Genomic DNA, 17,343 nt, shown 5'->3' on the forward strand with positions numbered 1-17,343 from the left:
ATCATCGCAGGTCACAAGGCACTTCCTCGTTTCAAGAAGAGTTATCCACAGACATCGAATCGGTGGATCAAGGCTTAGTCACCGAGCCGGCCATCGTGCGGTTCCTGACCGACGTCTTCGAGCGGGCGTGGGACCGTGCCGAGCCCCACCCGTTCCTGCCGGTGCGGGCCGCCGAGGCCGCAACCGACATCGTGCCCGCGATGCGGGACGCCATCTGCAAGCTGCTGACGGAGGGCAAGTCGGACCGGGAGATAGCCCGGCGACTCGGGTTCAGCCTGCGTTCACTGCAGTCCCATGTCGCCCGTCTCAAGGACCAGTACGGTGCCCAGCACCGCCTGCAACTCGGATACCTCATGGGAAGCGAAGAGGCGCAGGCAGCGACGAAACCAAGGGAAAAGAATGGGGAATCGGGTGAACCACTGCGGGACCTTGCGGGGAAATTCACGGGAATCTAGGCTCGCGGCGCACGGGTCGATCGCGCAATTCCCGGATCCCGTGGTCGCACTGCTCTGTGACTTCTCCGAAGGACATGTAGGATTCCATGACACCGCTGACGCCGTACAGCCTCTTCGCCAATGAGAACCCGTATCCGCCGCTACCCTCCGTGCGGGAGCTCCTCCATGCCGAAGCGGCCCGCATCAACCGCTACCCCGACCGATACGCCATCGCGCTGACCGAGGCTCTCGCGCGCCGGTTCGACGTGCCGCCCGGACATCTGACGCTCGGCGCCGGATCCGTGGGCGTGGCCCTGCACCTGCTGCACTCCGCGCTCGGCACGGGCGGTGGTGACGTCGTCTTCGCCTGGCCCTCGTTCGAGGCCTATCCGCATCTGGCCCAGGTGTGCGGCGGAACCCCGGTCCCGGTGCCGCTGGACGGCCACCGGCACGATCTGGACGCACTCGCGGACGCGGTGACCGCGCGTACGCGCGTGGTGTTCGTATGCAATCCCAACAATCCCACGGGCACGGTGGTCAGCCGCGGAGAACTGGAGCGTTTTCTCGCCAGGATTCCGGAACACGTCCTGGTCGTGCTCGACGAGGCATACCGGGAATTCGTCAGGGACGCGGACATACCCGATGGCATCGAGCTGTACCGTGACAGGCTCAACCTCGTGGTATTGCGCACCTTTTCCAAGGCATACGGCCTGGCGGGGCTGCGCATAGGATTCGCCGTCGCCCATGAACCCGTGGCAGCCAAGGTACGTGGCGCGGCGGTGCCGTTCGGGGTGGGTTCCCTCGCCCAGGCGGCGGCCGTCGCCTCCCTCGATGCCGAGGACGAACTGATGGAGCGGGTGGAGGCCCTGGTCAAGGAGCGCGAGCGGGTACGGCGCGGGCTGCTCGCCGTCGGCTGCGAGGTGCCGCCGACGGAGGCCAACTTCCTGTGGCTTCCCCTCGGCGAGAGGACCACCGCGTTCGCCGAGGCGTGCGCGGCGCAGGGGGTGCGGGTGCGGGCCTTCGACGGGGAGGGCGCGCGCGTGACCGTCGGCGAGCCGGAGGCCAACACCCTGGTGGTGCGGGTGGCGGCGGACTTCGCCGGATGACACCTCACGGCGGCCGTCCGGCTATGCGGCCGGCTTCGTAGCCGTCAGCAGGTACTCGTGCGAACGGTTGGTGACCATCGGGTCGTCGCCGCCGACCGGCCAGTCGTAGAGGTGGACGCGTTCGTCGCCCAGGATCAGATGGCGGCCGAGCATGCGGGCCGCGTCCCAGGCCAGGGGGACGAACGCGCCGTCGATCCGCCGGTTCTGCACCGCGATCACCGCGTACGTGCCCGGGCGCATCACCGCGGCGATGGCGCCGAAGGCGTCGTCCAGCGCCTCCAGATAGACGTCGTACTCACGCAGCGCGTACATGGTCGCGGGATCGGCTCCCGTCAGGTCGAGCGCCGTCCCGAAGTAGGGCAGGTCGCACAGGACCAGGTCCACGGACTCGGGGTCGAGCGGCGGCTTGCGGGCGTCGCCGCACAGCATCCTCTGGCCGGAGTATGGCGCGATGCGACGCCGCGCCTGCTCCACCCGGTTCGCGTCGATCTCCAGGCCGATGCCGCGTCTGTCCTCGACCGCGCAGGCCACCAGGGTCGTGCCCCAGCCTGCGAACGGGTCGAGTACCACATCACCGGGCTCGCTGAACTCACGGATCAAAGGACGGAGTTGGGCCACCATGCCGCAGGAGCCCGCGGCATCGGGCCGCACGAACTCGGGGTCCTCCTCCTCGAGGACCAGCCAGCTGGAGACTCCCATTGACGATCACAGCCTTTCGGACAAGGAGAACGGGCAGGGCGTGCAGAGAAGCGAGTGGGGCGTGCGGGGAAGGACGGAGCCGTGGGTACGGCCGTGACGGGCGGGCGCGGTCCGGGTCAGGCCCGGGCCCGCTCCGCGGACCCGTCCTCGGGCTCGGTCTCGGCCACGCGCGGACGCGGATACACCGCCTCCTCCGGCAGCCGCCGCTCCAAGCGCAGGACGCCCAGGGACGAGACCGTCGCGCCCGCCGCGAGGACCAGCCACATCGCCGTCGGCGACAGGGTTAGCAGGGCCGTCAGAACGGCGGGGGCCAGGGCCATGGGCACCGCCCAGGACAGCTGGTAGACCGCGAGGTGCCGGCCCCGCGTCTCCTCCGGCGCGGCCTGGGCGCACAGCGCGGACGCCGTGGCGCCGTGCATCAGCTCGCCCGCCGTGAACAGCAGCGTCGCCGCGAAGACGCCGACCAGGACGACCGTCTTGTCCCCCACCGAGGCGAGGACCGCGAACACCACGAACGAAGCCGCGAACACGGCCGCGCCCAACGCCACCGCGCGTGAGCGGCGGAACGCGACGAGGCTTCGCGTGACCGGGATCTGCAGGAGCGCGATACCCACCGTATTGACGGCGTACAGGACGCCCACCAGCGAGTGGGACGCGCCCAGGTCCTGGGTGACATAGGCCGGGATGCCGACCGAGAGCACCGTGTAGCCGAACGCCGTCGGCACATTGAGCAGGGTCAGGGCGAGGAACGGGCGGTTGCGGGCCACGAGCCGGTAGCCGCCCTTGCGGGAGACACGCGGGCCCGCGGAAGCCGCCTTCCGTACGGGAATGGAACCGATGCACGCGGCCGCGGCCACGTAGCCGGCGGCAGCTCCGAACACGATCACGTGGTAGAGCGCGTTGCTGCCCAGGGCAAGCACGGCGCCCGCGAGCAGACCGCCGACGCCCAGACCGGCGTTGCGCAGGCTGCGCTGGACGGCGAGCAGCTTGTCGCGGTCCGCGCCCTGGACGAACTCGGCGATGAAGGACTGGATCGCCGGCGGGTACGACATGTCGCCGAGCGCCACCAGCAGAAGCACGGCGAACATGCTGACGCCGTTGTCCACCAGCGGATACGTGCAAAACCCGGCGGCCCGCAGCAGATAACCGCCGGTGACGACGGCACGGGCCCCGAACCGGTCGATGAGGACCCCCGCCGCCGGATTGCTGATCAGGCCGATCATCGCCGCGGCGGTCATCAGGGTGCCGACCTGGGTGAGCGGAAGCCCGGTGACGTGGTGGAAGTACAGCAGGGACAAGGGCAGGTACATACCGCTGCCGGTGGCGTCGACCACCATGCCCAGCATGTAACGCGCCCTCGCCGACGGGCCTCTCGTCGTCACGGTGCCTCCGCGGTCTCGGCGATCTCGGTGTGCTCCCGCACCCAGTCCCCGAGCGCGCGCAGCCGGCGCTCGCACTCCGCGCGGGTCGGCGCGGAGCCCACCGCAGCGGCGAGGAAGTCGGCGGAGCCCGCGGCGGGAGCGATGGCCTGGCCCTCCTCGGCGAACAGCCAGAAGCCCGTGAGCCAGGGTTCGTCGGGCTCCGGCGGCAACGCGCGCACGAGCCCCGGCCGTTTCATGGTGAGCATCTGCCCGGACATGCACCGGGGCGCGGGCAGTCCGGAGGTCTCCGTCAGCTCCCTCATTGCTTCCGAACGGGTGTGACCGGCTTCGGCGCGCGCGGCGTACTCGCCGAGGTGCACGCCGAACAGGGTGTGGAAGACCTCTCGGATCTTGGCGCCACCGGAGCGGCAGGCGCTCTCGCACAGCACGAGCTGGTCGTCGGGGGTGTGGAAGACCTCCATGTGGAAGGCGTAGTCGCGCAGCCGCGAGCCCTCGGGCGTCAGCGTGGCGAGGACCTTCTCGGCGAAGTTCAGCAGCCGCGGGGTGAGCGGGTCGTCCCGGTCGAGGGTCACGTCGATGCGCGGGCCCGGGTCCGAGGCGAAGGAAGCGAGGTCGTACTGGTACTGCGAGGGCCAGGCCACGGCCGGCCGTCCGTCGGCCACGAAGCCGTCGACATGGCACATGCGGCCCGGTACGAATCCCTCCAGCAGCACGTCCTCACGCTCGCCCGCGCCGTACGCGTCCTTCAGGCACTCCTCGAAGGCGGCCTCGTCCCGCAGGATGCGCAGACCGACCGAGTTGAAGCCGTGGCGGTGCTTGAAAACGAGCGGAAAGCCCTGCGCCGCCGCGAACCGCCGGGCCTGCTCGGTGGTCCGGGGCTGGACGTACGGCGCCACCGCGATGCCGGCCTTCTGCGCGCGCGCCTTCATCAGGGCCTTGTCGCGGAACGGCAGCACGTCGGCGTGCCACGCACCGGGCAGCCCGAGCCTCTCGCGCAGCCGAGCGGCCCGCAGCAGGTCCGCCTCGTGCAGCGCGATCACGTGGGTGACGCCGTGCGCGGCGGCGAGTTCGAGAGCACGGGCATCGACCTCGTCGGCGTCGAAGTCGTCGAAGATCTCCAGCCGGGTGTAGCCGAGGGCGCCGTCGGGCATTTTCTCGCCGGCCAGCTCGATCTTGTCACGGGCGGCGAGGACCACGATGTCGCCGGTGTGGTCCGGCAGCCAAGCACGGTACGGGAACGGGTCCAGCGGATTGCGGTGCAGGATCAGCAGGTTCGCGTGCTCCCCGGTCCCCGCCGGCTGTGCGAGACCGGTACGGCCGTCGGGGTGCGCGAGGACGATCCGGAGGTGCTCCTCGACGACCTCGGCGCCGCGCCGTACGGCGGCGTCCGTGTCGCCGGCGGCGACGGCGACCAGGCCGAGCCGGTCCCAGTTGTCCCGCAGCGGCCGCACGGTGTCGCCGGGCCGGGCACTGATGCGCACGTCGATGACGCCGTCCGCTCCGCGCGCCTCCTCGACCCCGGCGACGGACTCCACGCGGGCGCCGGGCGCGCCGACCAGGGCGCGGACACAGGCACCGCCGTGCGACCGCGGCCGGTCGGGCAGCTCCTCGGCCAGGCCGAAGGGATGGGAGAGCGCGAGTGAGATCAGATCGATGCCGTACGCGCCGTGCACCAGTTCGGGGATGACGTCGCCGGCGATCCGGTTGTGGCTCTCGATCACGCGCGGCCCCCGGGCGGTGAGGCGTACCTCCGTGTGGCACACGCCGTCGCGCAGACCCATCACGTCGAGGAAGCCGCGCACCGCATCCCGCAGCGCGTCCTCGTCCCGTGCGGGCAGCCGGGCCGGCACGGCGTGGCCCAGCTCGGCGAAGTGGCCCTCCGCGGTGAACTTCTCCGTGATCGCGACGATCACGTGCCGGCCCGCGAAGCTGAACGACTCGACGCTGAACTCGGGCCCGTCCAGGTACTCCTCCATCAGGAAGTCCCGCAGCACGAACAGAGAGGAGACCCGGTCGGTCCGGGTGCCGACGAGCCGGTCCACCTCGTCCCACACCCGGCCGGTGTCATCCGGTCCCTCGACGCACTGGACACCGATGCTCGCGGTGGCGTCGGCGGGCTTGACGACGAAGGGGAAGCCGTACGACGCCCCGAAGGCGCCCAGGTCCTCGCGGCTGTGCAGGGATTGGGCCCGTACGGCCCGCGCCGGGTCGTGCTCGGCGAGATACCGCCGCATCACGGCCTTGTCTCGGAACCGGCGCGTGACCTCGTACCCGGTCCCGTGCAGCCCTAACAAGTCGTTGACCCGCCCGGCGTTCTCCAGTCCCGGCTCGGTCAGCGACGTGGCGACGGTGAAACCGGGACTCTCGTGCCAGGCGCGCACGACGGGCTCGACCAGCGCCCAGTCCGTGTAGTCGACGACCTCGACAGCCGTGGCTAACCGGTTCTGCTCCTCGCTCACCTTGGTCGGATGCTGGAGCAGCAACACGCTCAGCCCGAGGCCACAGGCTTTTTTTACCGTTTCGTCGGTACCGCCGACGAGCACCAGGGTGCGCTCGGGGTTCATCTCGGTCCCTCTCTCCTCCCTACGTCCGCAGGGAACTGTGTCTCGTGCGAAGGCGGCGGGGCCATGGGGACAAAGGTTCGGGTCGTGGCAGTGCGGGGATCGGGGGGATCCGGTATGGGAGCAAAAGGTGCGGGCGTGCGGGTGGCCCGCCTCGGTCAGGGCGCGTTCCCGGAGACCACGGCCCGGACCTTGCCTCCTTTCGGCACGTCCGCCGTGACCAGTGCCATCGCCCCGATCAGCGCGTCGTCCCCCACGGTGATCGGCCCGAGCAGCGTCGCCCCCACCCCCACCGTCACCCCGTTCCCGAGGCGCGGATGCCGGCGCTTCCCGTCCTCGAGCCCGCGCTCCCTGTCGTGCCACCACCCGCGCGACCCCAGTGTCACCTGGTGCAAGAGCGACACGTCGTCGCCGATGACCGCGGTCTCGCCGATCACGACACCGGCACCGTGGTCGACGAAGAAGCGCCGCCCGATCCGCGCCCCGGGGTGGATCTCGACGCCGCCCGTGAGGCCCTTCGCCAGCACGGAGACCAGCCGCGCCGTGGCGAAATGGCCGCGCCGGTACAGACGATAGGCCACACGATGCCCGAGCAGGGCGGTCACCGTCGGGTGCAGCAGGGCCTCACGACGGGACCGCACGGAGGGGTCACGGGCCGTGACCACGTCGAGGACCTGGAAGGCGCGCCGCAGCAGGCTCTCGCGGGACGCGTCAGCGCTCACCAGAGGGCTCCGTCTCGGGCCACCAGCTCAGATAGCGCTCACCGCTGTCGGGGAACACGGTCGCCACGACCGTGTCCGCCAGGTCGTGACGGCGGGCGAGTTCGAGGCAGCCGTACGCGGCCGCGCCCGCGGAGATCCCGACGAGGAGCCCGGTGCGGGCGGCGATGGCGCGTGTGGTGGCGGCGGCGTCCTCGTCGCCGACGACGATCACCTCGTCGACGAGGTCCACGTCGGTGACAGGGCTGATGAAGCCGCCGTTGAGGCCGGGGATGCGGTGCGGTCCCGGCTCACCGCCGGACAGGAGCGGGGAGCCCGCGGGTTCGACGGCGACGACCGTCAGGTCCGGGTTCTGCCGGCGCAGATAGCGGGCGCAGCCGGTCAGGGTGCCGCCGGTGCCGACCCCGCACACCAGGTAGTCGACGCGGCCGCCGGCATCGCGCCAGATCTCGGGTCCGGTCGTCGTGTAGTGGGCCCGTACGTTGTCGGGGTTCTCGTGCTGGCGCGCGTACCAGGAGCCCGGGATCTCGGCGTGGAGTTTCTCGGCGCGCTCGACGCAGCCCGCGAAGCCGAGCGTGTGGTCGGTGAACTCCACCTCGGCGCCGAGCATCCGCAGGGTGAGGACGCGCTCGCGCGAGGCGTTGTCGGGCAGCACGATCCGGCACGGGTAGCCGCGTGCGGCGGCGAGCGCGGTGAGGGCGATCCCGGTATTGCCGGAGGTCGACTCGATGACCGTGGCGCCCGGTGCGAGCGCGCCGGACTCCTCGGCGGCGCGCAGCATGAACAGGGCGGCCCGGTCCTTGATGCTGGACAGCGGGTTGGCGGACTCCAGCTTGGCGAGGACACGGGCGGTCTCGGGCAGCCCGTCGAGGGCGAGCCGGAGCAGGGGTGTGTCGCCGACGAGGTCCTCGAAGGACGTGGCGATGCGGCCGGTGCGTACCTGGTTCACTATGGCTGCGTCTTCCTCGGTCTCAGTTCCGTGCGCCGGAGCCGGCGGGATCGACATGGACGCGCAGGGTCTCCCGCACGAACTTCAGGGCGTCCTCGCGCTCACCCGGCGTGGCGGCGTCGACCAGGACGTGGCCCATGCGCCGGCCGGACGAGGTGAGCGGCAGCACCGCGTCACCGGGGCCCTTGCGGAGTCTGACCCGCACCACTGCAGGATGCGCGAGGACCTCGTCGGTGCCGGTGATTTCCCGGATGGTGCCGGGCGCCGCGGTCGGGAACACCGTGGCCGCGTACGACACCGGCTGCTGCGGCAGGGGTGCGAGGGGCAGTCCTGTGGCGAGGCGCACCATGGCCTCGTACAGGTTGAAGCCGTACGTACGGCTGATCGCGTCGGGCAGGTAGTCGCCGGGCGTGCGGACGGCGATCTCCATGAGGACGGGGCCGCGCGAACCCACCTTGAACTCCAGGTGCACGAGTCCGGTGCGCATCCCGATGGCCGCGCACACCCGGGTCGTCAAGTCGTCCACCTGTGCCGCGAGTTCCCCGTCGAAACGGTGACCGCAGCGGTGTGCGAGCTCGACGAAGTACGGCGGCGGGGTGGTCTCCTTCGCGGTGACGTTCGTGAACAGCACCTCGCCGTCCCGCAGCAGCGCCTCCCAGCTGTACTCGGGGCCCTCGACCGCCTCCTCGACCAGGACCTGGCCCTCGGTGCCGCGGCGGGCGATCACCTCGTCGACGTCCGCCGCGTCGCTCACCAGCTCGACGCCCCGGCTGCCGGCGAGGGTCAGCGGTTTGACGACGACCGGCAGCCGGTCGAGCATCCAGTCGCGGGCCTCCGCGACCGAGCCGACGTGCACGTGGTCCGGCTGCGGGACGTCGTACGCGGCGAACGTGGCCCGCTGCAGCGCCTTGTTGCGGGAGACGACAGCCGCGTGCAGCGAGGGGCCGCGCAGCCCGTACCGCTCCTGCACGAGCGCACCGGCGAGGACGTGCGGCTCGGCGAACGCGATCAGGCCGTCAGGCGTGCCCTCGGCGGCGGCCTCGGTGACGGCGCGCACCCAGGACTCGTCGTGGGCGCCGGCCACCCGGTGGAAACGCTCGGCCAGGTCGAGCGGGCGACCGTCCCACGCGGCGGCCGACTCGACGGCACGGACGCGCAGACCGAGCCGCGCGGCTGCCTCCAGGTAGGGGCGGCCCATCACGCCGACGCCGACGAGCAGCAGTTCCTTGGTGTCGTACGGCCCTTCGGGGCCCAGCGATGCGGTGGTCATCGGGCACGTCCTTCGGAGGGTTCGACGGGTACGGTGCCGACGCCGGAGGCCTCGGCGGGTTCGACGGCCTCGGCGGGCTCAACGGCCTCGGCGGGCTCAACGGCTTCGACGAGCTTGAGCAGCCGTGTCACGGGACCGACGAGGAGCGCCGCCACGGCGAACAGCGCCGCGAGCCCGAACCATCCGGCGGGCCCCGCCACGGTCACCACGGCCGTGACCAGGACCGGGCCGACGATGCGCTGACCGGTCCCGCCGAGGCTGAACACCGCAAGGTAGATGCCCTTGCGGTCCTCGGGCGCGCAGTTGTAGCTCAGATCCCAGCCGCCGGTCGCCTGCCACATCTCGCCGAACGTGAGCAGCACACAGCCGACGACGAGCAGCGCACCCGCGGCCCACGCGGCCGAGGGTCCGCTCGCGGCGGCGAGCGCGAGGCAGCACAGGACCATCGCGATCCCGGCGAGGCGCAGCGCGCGGACCGCGCCGCCCTCGCGTTCGGCGGCCTTGGCCACCGGGACCTGCAGCACGATCGACAACACGGTGTTGATCAGGATGAGGCCCGGCAGCAGCCCGGTCGGCATCTCGGTGGCCGCGAGCGCCCACAGCGGCAGGCCCACGGAGAGGATCGTCACATGCAGGTTGAGCACGCCGTTGAGGATGGTCAACAGCCCGTACCGCCAGTCGCGGAACTGGCGTACGGCGGTCAGCGGGGCCACCTTGTGCTGCGGCCTGTCGGCGCCCGAGATCCGCAGCCGCACCAGCATCAGCGCCGAGGCGAGGAACGCGGTCGCGGTGCCGAGGACGATCGCCCGGTACGTCCACACGCCGTCGGCGGCGAGCAGCGGTGCCGCGAGCAGCGCGCCGAGTGAGAAGCCCACGTTGCGGACCGTACGGATGATGGCCATGGTCCGCGTGCGGTCGCTACCCGCGACCGTCGCCGACGCCACGGCCTGCGTCATCGGCTGGGTCGCCGCCTCAGCCATGGCGAGCGCGCACGAGACGAGCGTGAAGCCGATGACGCCGTGCACGAAGCAGAGCGCCACGAACCCGCCCGCCCGCCACAGCTGCAGCGCGATGAGCGTACGCCGGGCACCGAAGTGGTCGCCGGCCGCACCGATCGGCACCGTGGCCAGGAACCCCACCACGCCCGAGATGGCGAGGCCGGTGCCGACCTCCCCGGCCGTGAGGCCCACGGCTCGCACGAAGAACACCGCGGACGCGGCCAGGTACAGGCCCGTGCCGATCGCGTTGACGAGCGAGATGACCGTGAAGGTGCGGCCTCCGGAGGTGGCCGGGACGTAGTCGCGCCAGGTCGGAAGCCGCATCAGCGCTCACCTTCCGCGCGCGTCCCCGAATCCGTCGTGCGCACCGTGACCAGGGCCAGCGCCTGCTCCGCGCGGCGCGCGGCCTCGGCTCCGTCCCGCCCGGTCGCGATGACGAACCCGGCGCGCTCCCAGGAACTGGTGACCGAGCGGAGGGTGGCGCCCGGTTCTACGGCCAGGTGCACCTCGTACACGCCCTCGGTGGCCCGCGCCCCCTCGGCGCCGCCGATCTCGTCGACGCGCCCGGGCGGCGCGGTCAGGAAGCGCACGGCCGCGCCGCGCCGGACGGGCAGCGGGTCGACGGGGCCGCGGTCCTCGAGGACCTTCAGCAGGCCGGCCAGGATGTCGGTGTCGTGGGCGAGATCGATCAGCACGGTGATGGCGCCGCCGGGCAGCCGGCCCGCGCACTCGACCAGGTACGGCTGTCCGTCGCCGGCGAGCATCCACTCGGAGTGCAGGACGCCGGTGCGGAAGCCTACGGTCTTCACGACCCGTGCCAGACCGTCGCGCAGCGCGTCGGCCGTGGCCGCGGGCAGGGCGGCGGGCACGGTGTGGCCGGTCTCGACCGGGTGTCGCGAGTCCTGGATCTGCTTGGCGGTGACGTTGACGAAGCCGAGTCCGCCGTCGTGGACGAGGGCTTCGACGCTGAACTCCGGTCCCCGCAGGCGCTGTTCGGCCAGGAAGCGGGCGGTGTCCGGGTAGGCGGCACGCAGCGTGGGCTCGTCGGCGGCGGTGGTGTGGCGCCAGGCGGCGGCCACGTCGTCGGCCGGGCCGAGCAGTTGGACGCCCAGGCTGGCCTGGCGGTTGGCGGGCTTGAGCACCGCCTCGCCGCCCTGCGCGTCCCGGAACGCGGCCACGTCGGCGGCGGTGTCGACCACCGCCCACGCGGGCTGCGCGACCCCGGACCCGTCGAGCGCGGCACGCAGCCGACCCTTGTCACGCAGGATCCGGGCGGCACCGAGGCCCGCACCGGGCAGACCCCAGGCCTCGGCGAGCGCGGCCGCCGTCACGACCGCGTACTCGACGACCGGGACGACCGCGCGCACCCGCTCCGGGCGCGGCACGGCGCCCGCGATTCGCTCGGGGCGCGCCTCGTCCTGCGTCGGCGCGGGCCGCAGCGCGGCCACGGACGGGTGCCGCTCCGGCAGGCCCGCAAGGCCGCGTGCCGCGATGACGGCGGGCTCCTCCAGGACGAGGACCGACCCGGCGGGCAGCTGGGTGTCCAGCTTGGCGAGCATGACCGGGCTGTAACCGACGAGGACGTGCGTGACGCTCCACGGCACCTCGGGTTCAACGTCCAGGGTGATCGCGGCCCGCACCCGCTCCTCCAGGGCGTCGAGCTCGGCGATGGTCGAGGCATCGATGAAGAAGGACACGGCGCGGTCCTCGGAGTTGCGCAGCTCGGTCAGGCGGGCACCACGGTCCTTGTGCACAAGGACGGCGCGCAGGGCGGGCGCGTCACCGGCGGCGCCGGGCGCGATACGGGGCCACAGGCCGCCGTCGCCGACCCAGACGGGCTCGGTGTCGAAGCCGTCCACGGTGACGTCGCGCAGCACGCCGGGCGTGTGCTCCAGGTAGACCTGGCGGGCCACCCGGGCCGGCGCCGGGTAGGAGGCGGGCTCGCCGAGGGCGATGCGGACGATCTCGGGCTCCAGCGGGGCGCCGGTGGCCAGTTCATACAGCACGCACAGCCCATCGCCCGGCGTACGGGCCGCGACCTCCATCAGGTACGGACGCCCCGCGACGTCGACTCGCCACTCGGCGTGCGCCATGCCGTCCTGGAAGCCGAGCACAGCGAGCATCCGCGCGTTGGCGTCGAGCAGCACCGCGTCGTGGTCGAGTCGGTCGCTGGGCACGGTGTGGGACAGCTCGACGAACGTATGGGCGTGGGAGTCGGTGGTGTCCTTGCGGGTCGCGGAGGCGAACAGGACGCGCCCGTTCTGCACCAGGGACTCCACCGAGTACTCCTGCCCGGCGATCTTCTCCTCGACGAGCACGGTCTCGTGCTCCGGGTAGGTGTCGAGCAGTACCCGCAGCGCACCGGCGTCCGCCACGGTCTCGACACCCGAACTGGAGTGCCGGCTCGCGGGCTTGACGACGGCCGGATACAGCACCGCGGCCGCATCGAGCCCGGCCCGATCCTCCGGCGGCACGGTCAGGGACACGGGGCTGAACTCGGGCAGGTACCAGCGCTGCAGGTACTTGCTGCGGCAGGCCCGGGTGGCGCGCAGCCCCGGTGTAGGGACGCCGAGGGCGTCGGCGAGCAGCCCAGTCGGTTCCACCTGGGTCTCGCCGACGGCGTACGCGCCGACGATCCGGTAGGCCTCCCGCCAGCGCCGCGCCGCGGTGATCACGCCCGGCAGGTACGAGTTGTCGCGGGCGACGTCGCCGTCGACGAACGCGAACTCGTCGATGAGCGCCGCCGGGTGGTCCGGGTCCTCGGACGCGGCCAGGGCCTCGTCCCGCCACGCAGACGGCGTGACGAGCAGGATCTTCAGCCCGCGCCGGGCCAGCTCCTCCAGGTACAGGGGCGCACGGCACACGACCAGGAAGGATCCGGTGAGGACGAAGGCGTCCGGGCACACGGTCTGGGGATTCGACTCGTTGATGGTCACGGCTTCCTCTGTCGGTACTGGTGCCGGTGTGGTCGTGAGTGGTGGGGTGGGGGTGCGCCGCCGCGCACCCCCACCACGGCCCGAGGGCCGGCCTCGGCCGGACCTCAGTCGAAGCGGAGCGACCCCGTACGCGTCCTCTTCAGCTCGAAGAAGTCGGGGTAACCCGCCAGCGTCCGCGCCGCGTCGAAGAGTCTCGCCGCCTCCTCACCGCGGGGGATCGAGTTCAGAACGGGGCCGAAGAAGGCCACCCCGTCGATGTGGATCGTGGGCGTGCCCACGTCCTCGCCGACCGGGTCCATCCCCTCGTGGTGGCTCTTGCGCAGCTGCTCGTCGTACGCGTCGCTGTCCGCGGCGTCGAGCAGCGACTTCGGCAGCCCGAGCGCGGCGACGGCCTCGGCGGCGACGGCCCAGTAGTCCTTGTTGCCGCCGTTGTGGATGCGGGTGCCGAGCTCGGTGTAGAGGTCGGCCAGGACCTCCTCGCCGAGTTCCTGAGCGGCCGCCGTGCAGATCCGGTTCAGCGCGAGGGAGTTGTCGACGAGCGTGCGGTACCAGTCCGGCAGCTCGCGGCCCTCGTTGAGCACGTACAGACTCATCAGCCTGAACCGCAGGTCGAGTTCGCGCAGCTGGGCGACCTCCATGATCCAACGGGAGGTGATCCAGGCGAAGGGGCAGGCCGGGTCGAAGTAGAAGTCGACCTTCGGGGTACGGGCCTCGGTCACGCGGACACCTCGGTGGTGGCGGCGAGCGTCTTGCCGTCGGCGGCGGCGAGGTAGGCGGTCAGGTCCGCGTACTTCTCGCGCAGCTGCCGCTTGAGGACCTTGCCGGTGACGCCGACCGGGAAGTCGGCCTCGCTCTGCGCGATCTCCAGCAGGCCGAGCAGCGGGTGGCCCGCGGCCTGCAGCGCCTCGTTGGCCTGGACGAGCAGCTTCTCCGGGTCGGTGCCGGCGGCGGTGACCACGGCGACCGGGACGACCCTGTCGTCCTTGCGGCCCGCGATCACGGTGACGTCGCCGGTGTCGGGCACGTCGTTGAGGACGACCTCCTCCATGAACACCGAATAGCCGGTGCCGTTCTCGGTCTCGATGGCGTCGGCGGCGCGGTCGACGAGGAAGAAGTCGCCATGCTCGTCACGGTAGGCCATGTCGCCGGGCAGCCAGTAACCGGCCAGCTTGAAGCGGTAGGTGGTGTCGGAGTCGGCCCAGTAGCCGGGGGTGATGGCGGGTCCCTTGGCGGCGAGGTAGCCGACCTCGTTGTCGTCGGCCTTGCTGCCGTCCGTGCGCAGGATGGTGACCTCGGCGACGCCGACCGGCTTGCCGGCGCAGCGGTCGTTGCGCTCGGTGTCCAGGGTGCGGATCTTCAGCAGGACGCCCCAGCCGAGTTCGGTGGTGCCGAGCCGGTCGAAGAACGCGGCGGGCGTGAGGCCCTGGCTGCGCATCGACAGGACCTTGGTGATGTGCGCCTGGTGCACGGCGTCGCCGATGGACACCCACGCGTTGACGGAGTCGACCGAGCCCGGCTCCGGGTCGATGGCGGCGAGCTCGGCGTAGCCGTGCGCGAACGACATCACTGAGGTCGGCTGGTACCGCTTGACGGCCGCGGCGAGTTCGGTGCCGCTGCGGTCGCTGAGCGCGACGATCGGGGTGCCGCCGAGGACCGCGTACACGGTGTACGCGACGCAGCCGAGGTGCGACTGGGGCAGCGCGGTCATCATCAGGGCACCCGGCTGCTCCTCGTGGTCGACCAGGCGGAACTTCGGGCCCGAGACGATCGACTTGTGAGTGTGGATGGTGGGCTTCGGCCGGCCCGTGGTCCCGGAGGAGTGCAGGAGCGCGACCGGGTCCTCGTCGTGGTGGTTCCAGTACGCGTCCTCGGGCAGGCTCGCCGCGGGCGGCGCCGGCAGCTCGGCGGCGGACTGGATCCACCGCAGGCTCGCCAGGTCCTGTGCGGCGGAGCCGAGCAGGTCGATGCAGGCCTGGTCGGCGTAGAGGCCGACCGGCGTCGTCTGCTCGATCAGGGAGACCGCGATGGCCTGCGACGCATTGGAGTTGATGAGCAGGGCGACCGCGCCGATCTGGGCGAGGGCGTAGAAGTGCAGGGAGTACGCGATGGAGTCCTCGAACCAGACGGCGACGCGGTCACGGGGCTGCACGCCCTGCTCCCGGTACCAGGTCGACCAGCTCTGGGCGAGCACGTCGAACTCGGCGAGGCTGAAGTCCTGCTTGGACCCGCCGTCCGGGGTGGCGATGGGGCGCGTGGCGTAGATGAACGGCACGTCTGGGTGCGGGTTCACGGCGAGAGCCTTGCGTAGCAGGTTGCCGCCGCCGATCGAGCTGTCGGCGGCCACGGCCGCGCGCTGCTCCGGCGTGAGGACGGTCGGGGCGAATGTGGTCATGAGGCACCTTTTCGGTGTTCCGGGTCGGACATCGGTACGAATGCGTGCAGGCCTGGTCGGGCTTGACCGGGTCTGTCCTGGGCGTGCTGAAGTGCCGTTCGGGCTCTGGGGTGCGCGGGACGCGCGGACGCCTCAGACGTGGTGGAAGAGCCGTGCACAGGTGTCCCGGTAGTGGTCGAGGCCGGATCCGAGCGCGGCGCGCGCATCGGCCAGGAGCGCGGCGAATTCCGCGCTGCCGCCCGTGGCTTCCGCGAGCCTGCGCAGCCCCTCGTCCAGTGCCGAACGGGCCGCTTCCGCCTCTGGGTTGGCGGCCTGCACGTCCCAGTACACCTCCGGAGTGCCGGAGGTGACCCGGGCGAGCAGGGCGAGCAGCGTGTTCGCGGGCGGCGGTGCGACGGCCGCCACGTCTGCGGCGGACACGTCGAGGGCGCGCAGGGCGAGCCCGAAGCCGAGGACCACGGCGTGGGGCAGCGCCTGCACGGCCGCGGCGATCCTGTCGTGCTCCTGCGCGCCGACGCGCACGACCCGCGCGCCCCACTCCTCGACGAGCCGCAGCACCTCTCCGGTGCGCGGCCCCTCGTGGACCACGACGGCCGCGACCGGACGGCCCTCGAAGCCGAGCGAGGGCGCGAACATCGGGTTGAGGCCAACGGCCTGGACGCCGGGCGCCGCGTCCCGGACGGCCCGCGTGATCGGCTGCTTGACGGACAGGGTGTCCACGAGCACGGCGTCGGGGCGCAGCTCCCTTGCCACCTCCGGCACGGCGGACAGGGCCGCCGTCTCCGGCAGGGCGAGGACGACGAGGTCGGCGTGCCCCACCTCGGCGCCGACGCGGAACCCGGGCGCTGTGATATCGCCGCGTACGTACCGCGCGCCGGGGACGCCGCAGGACGCAGCAGTGTCGATCACGGTCACCTCGGCGCTCGAGGCGAGCAGCCGCCCGGCGAAGAGGCGTCCGACCGCGCCGGCCCCGCCGACGACCACGGCCCGCTTGATCATGACGTGCTCCGCGCGAGCTCCTGCGCCGCGTCCCGGTCGACGGCCGTACGCAGCACGGCCGTCACCATGGCCCGCGACTTGACGACTGTCTCCTCGAACTCCTCGGCAGGGTCGGACAGGGTGACGATCGCGCCACCGACGCCGAAGTCGACCCGGTCGTCGGTGGCGACGAGCGTGCGGATCACGATGCTCAGGTCGGCGGCGCCGCTGAGGGCGAACCAGCCGAGCGCCCCCGAGTAAACCCCCCGCGGGCCTTCTTCGAGCCGGTCGATGATCTCCATCGTGCGCAGCTTGGGCGCTCCGGTCATCGATCCGCCGGGGAAGGCGGCACGGACACAGGAGACCGCCGACTCGCCGTCGCGCAGGGTGCCGCGAATGGTGGACACCAGCTGGTGCACGGGCGCGTACGTCTCCACGTGGAACAGGCGCGGCACGTGCACCGATCCGACCTCGGATACCACGTTGAGGTCATTGCGGATCAGGTCCACGATCATCAGGTTCTCGGCGCGGTCCTTCTCCCGGCCGAGCAGGTCCAGCCGCAGCGCCTCGTCCTCCTCGGGAGTGGCGCCGCGCGGCCGGGTGCCCTTGATCGGCTTGGACTCGGCGACCCGGTCGGTGCCTATGGTCAGGAACCGCTCGGGCGAGGCGCTGAGCACCGCGACACCGGGGTAATCGAGCAGCGCACCGTACGGGACGGGGCTGATCCTGCGCAGTTCGGCGTACGTGGTCAGCGGGTCGATCGACACGTCCATCGTGACCGTGTTGGTCAGGCACACCTCGTACGTCTCGCCCTGCCGGATCTCCTCCAGGCTCTCAGCTTGAGATTTAACCTTTGCGACCTTTGGACTGATTCCGTTCAGTGATGCTCTCGGGACGTCTGGTCGTTTTACCGACGTCA

Annotated in this window: 13 protein-coding genes and 1 pseudogene; 2 read left to right on the top strand and 12 right to left on the bottom strand. The window is 71.7% G+C overall.

Annotated features, from left to right (window positions below; translation table 11 throughout):
• Both JL475_RS35295 and JL475_RS35300 read left to right on the top strand, forming a co-directional pair.
• Positions 1 to 455, top strand: a pseudogene (locus JL475_RS35295) (response regulator transcription factor); the annotation flags it as partial.
• 86 nt (positions 456 to 541) lie between these two features.
• Positions 542 to 1,540 carry a histidinol-phosphate transaminase gene (locus tag JL475_RS35300; protein WP_109379771.1) on the top strand — a complete coding sequence of 333 codons (999 nt, stop codon included), beginning with the start codon at positions 542 to 544 and terminating at the stop codon, positions 1,538 to 1,540.
• Between the two features lie 21 nt (positions 1,541 to 1,561).
• Here JL475_RS35300 and JL475_RS35305 read toward each other — a convergent pair whose 3' ends face one another.
• The 12 genes from JL475_RS35305 to pabB form a co-directional block, all read right to left on the bottom strand.
• Positions 1,562 to 2,239, bottom strand: a complete 678-nt coding sequence (locus JL475_RS35305) for a TRM11 family methyltransferase (protein ID WP_109379772.1) — start codon at positions 2,237 to 2,239, stop codon at positions 1,562 to 1,564.
• Positions 2,240 to 2,355: 116 nt separating this feature from the next.
• Complete coding sequence (locus JL475_RS35310; RefSeq protein WP_307825267.1) at positions 2,356 to 3,621, bottom strand: MFS transporter; 1,266 nt, start codon at positions 3,619 to 3,621, stop codon at positions 2,356 to 2,358.
• Entirely contained in the window at positions 3,618 to 6,185 is a 2,568-nt protein-coding gene (locus JL475_RS40740; protein WP_237409195.1) for an ATP-grasp domain-containing protein, read from the bottom strand. Before JL475_RS40740 ends, JL475_RS35310 begins: the two co-directional genes overlap by 4 nt.
• A gap of 155 nt (positions 6,186 to 6,340) precedes the next feature.
• The gene (locus tag JL475_RS35325; protein WP_307825268.1) at positions 6,341 to 6,904 is read right to left on the bottom strand and encodes a serine O-acetyltransferase; all 564 of its coding nucleotides are present in this window, start codon (positions 6,902 to 6,904) and stop codon (positions 6,341 to 6,343) included.
• Complete coding sequence (locus JL475_RS35330; RefSeq protein WP_307825269.1) at positions 6,894 to 7,850, bottom strand: cysteine synthase family protein; 957 nt, start codon at positions 7,848 to 7,850, stop codon at positions 6,894 to 6,896. The genes JL475_RS35325 and JL475_RS35330 overlap by 11 nt, the downstream gene beginning before the upstream one ends.
• A 22-nt stretch (positions 7,851 to 7,872) precedes the next feature.
• On the bottom strand, positions 7,873 to 9,120 hold the full coding sequence (locus JL475_RS35335; RefSeq protein WP_202282294.1) for an ATP-grasp domain-containing protein: 1,248 nt from the start codon (positions 9,118 to 9,120) through the stop codon (positions 7,873 to 7,875).
• On the bottom strand, positions 9,117 to 10,442 hold the full coding sequence (locus JL475_RS35340; RefSeq protein ID WP_202282295.1) for an MFS transporter: 1,326 nt from the start codon (positions 10,440 to 10,442) through the stop codon (positions 9,117 to 9,119). Before JL475_RS35340 ends, JL475_RS35335 begins: the two co-directional genes overlap by 4 nt.
• The gene (locus JL475_RS40745; RefSeq protein WP_307825270.1) at positions 10,442 to 13,054 is read right to left on the bottom strand and encodes an ATP-grasp domain-containing protein; all 2,613 of its coding nucleotides are present in this window, start codon (positions 13,052 to 13,054) and stop codon (positions 10,442 to 10,444) included. Before JL475_RS40745 ends, JL475_RS35340 begins: the two co-directional genes overlap by 1 nt.
• Positions 13,055 to 13,158: 104 nt before the next feature.
• A complete protein-coding gene (locus JL475_RS35355) occupies positions 13,159 to 13,773 on the bottom strand; it encodes a DsbA family protein (protein WP_109379777.1) in 615 nt (204 codons plus the stop codon).
• Entirely contained in the window at positions 13,770 to 15,446 is a 1,677-nt protein-coding gene (locus tag JL475_RS35360) for a class I adenylate-forming enzyme family protein (protein ID WP_202282296.1), read from the bottom strand. The genes JL475_RS35355 and JL475_RS35360 overlap by 4 nt, the downstream gene beginning before the upstream one ends.
• Positions 15,447 to 15,578: 132 nt before the next feature.
• Entirely contained in the window at positions 15,579 to 16,445 is an 867-nt protein-coding gene (locus JL475_RS35365; RefSeq protein WP_202282297.1) for a prephenate dehydrogenase/arogenate dehydrogenase family protein, read from the bottom strand.
• On the bottom strand, positions 16,442 to 17,343 hold a 902-nt coding region (gene pabB, locus JL475_RS35370; protein ID WP_202282298.1), incomplete at its 5' end, for an aminodeoxychorismate synthase component I. The genes pabB and JL475_RS35365, both read right to left, overlap by 4 nt.

Origin of the sequence: Streptomyces sp. M2CJ-2, assembly GCF_016757295.1 — a bacterium.
Taxonomy (GTDB): Bacteria; Actinomycetota; Actinomycetes; order Streptomycetales; family Streptomycetaceae; genus Streptomyces.

Excerpts from the sequence above, each read along its gene's own strand:
- JL475_RS35305 (WP_109379772.1), bottom strand. The coding sequence starts at position 2,239 with ATGGGAGTCTCCAGCTGGCTGGTCCTCGAGGAGGAGGACCCCGAGTTC.
- JL475_RS35365 (WP_202282297.1), bottom strand. The coding sequence starts at position 16,445 with ATGATCAAGCGGGCCGTGGTCGTCGGCGGGGCCGGCGCGGTCGGACGC.
- JL475_RS35360 (WP_202282296.1), bottom strand. The coding sequence starts at position 15,446 with ATGACCACATTCGCCCCGACCGTCCTCACGCCGGAGCAGCGCGCGGCC.
- JL475_RS40740 (WP_237409195.1), bottom strand. The coding sequence starts at position 6,185 with ATGAACCCCGAGCGCACCCTGGTGCTCGTCGGCGGTACCGACGAAACG.
- JL475_RS35335 (WP_202282294.1), bottom strand. The coding sequence starts at position 9,120 with ATGACCACCGCATCGCTGGGCCCCGAAGGGCCGTACGACACCAAGGAA.
- JL475_RS35300 (WP_109379771.1), top strand. The coding sequence starts at position 542 with ATGACACCGCTGACGCCGTACAGCCTCTTCGCCAATGAGAACCCGTAT.
- JL475_RS35340 (WP_202282295.1), bottom strand. The coding sequence starts at position 10,442 with ATGCGGCTTCCGACCTGGCGCGACTACGTCCCGGCCACCTCCGGAGGC.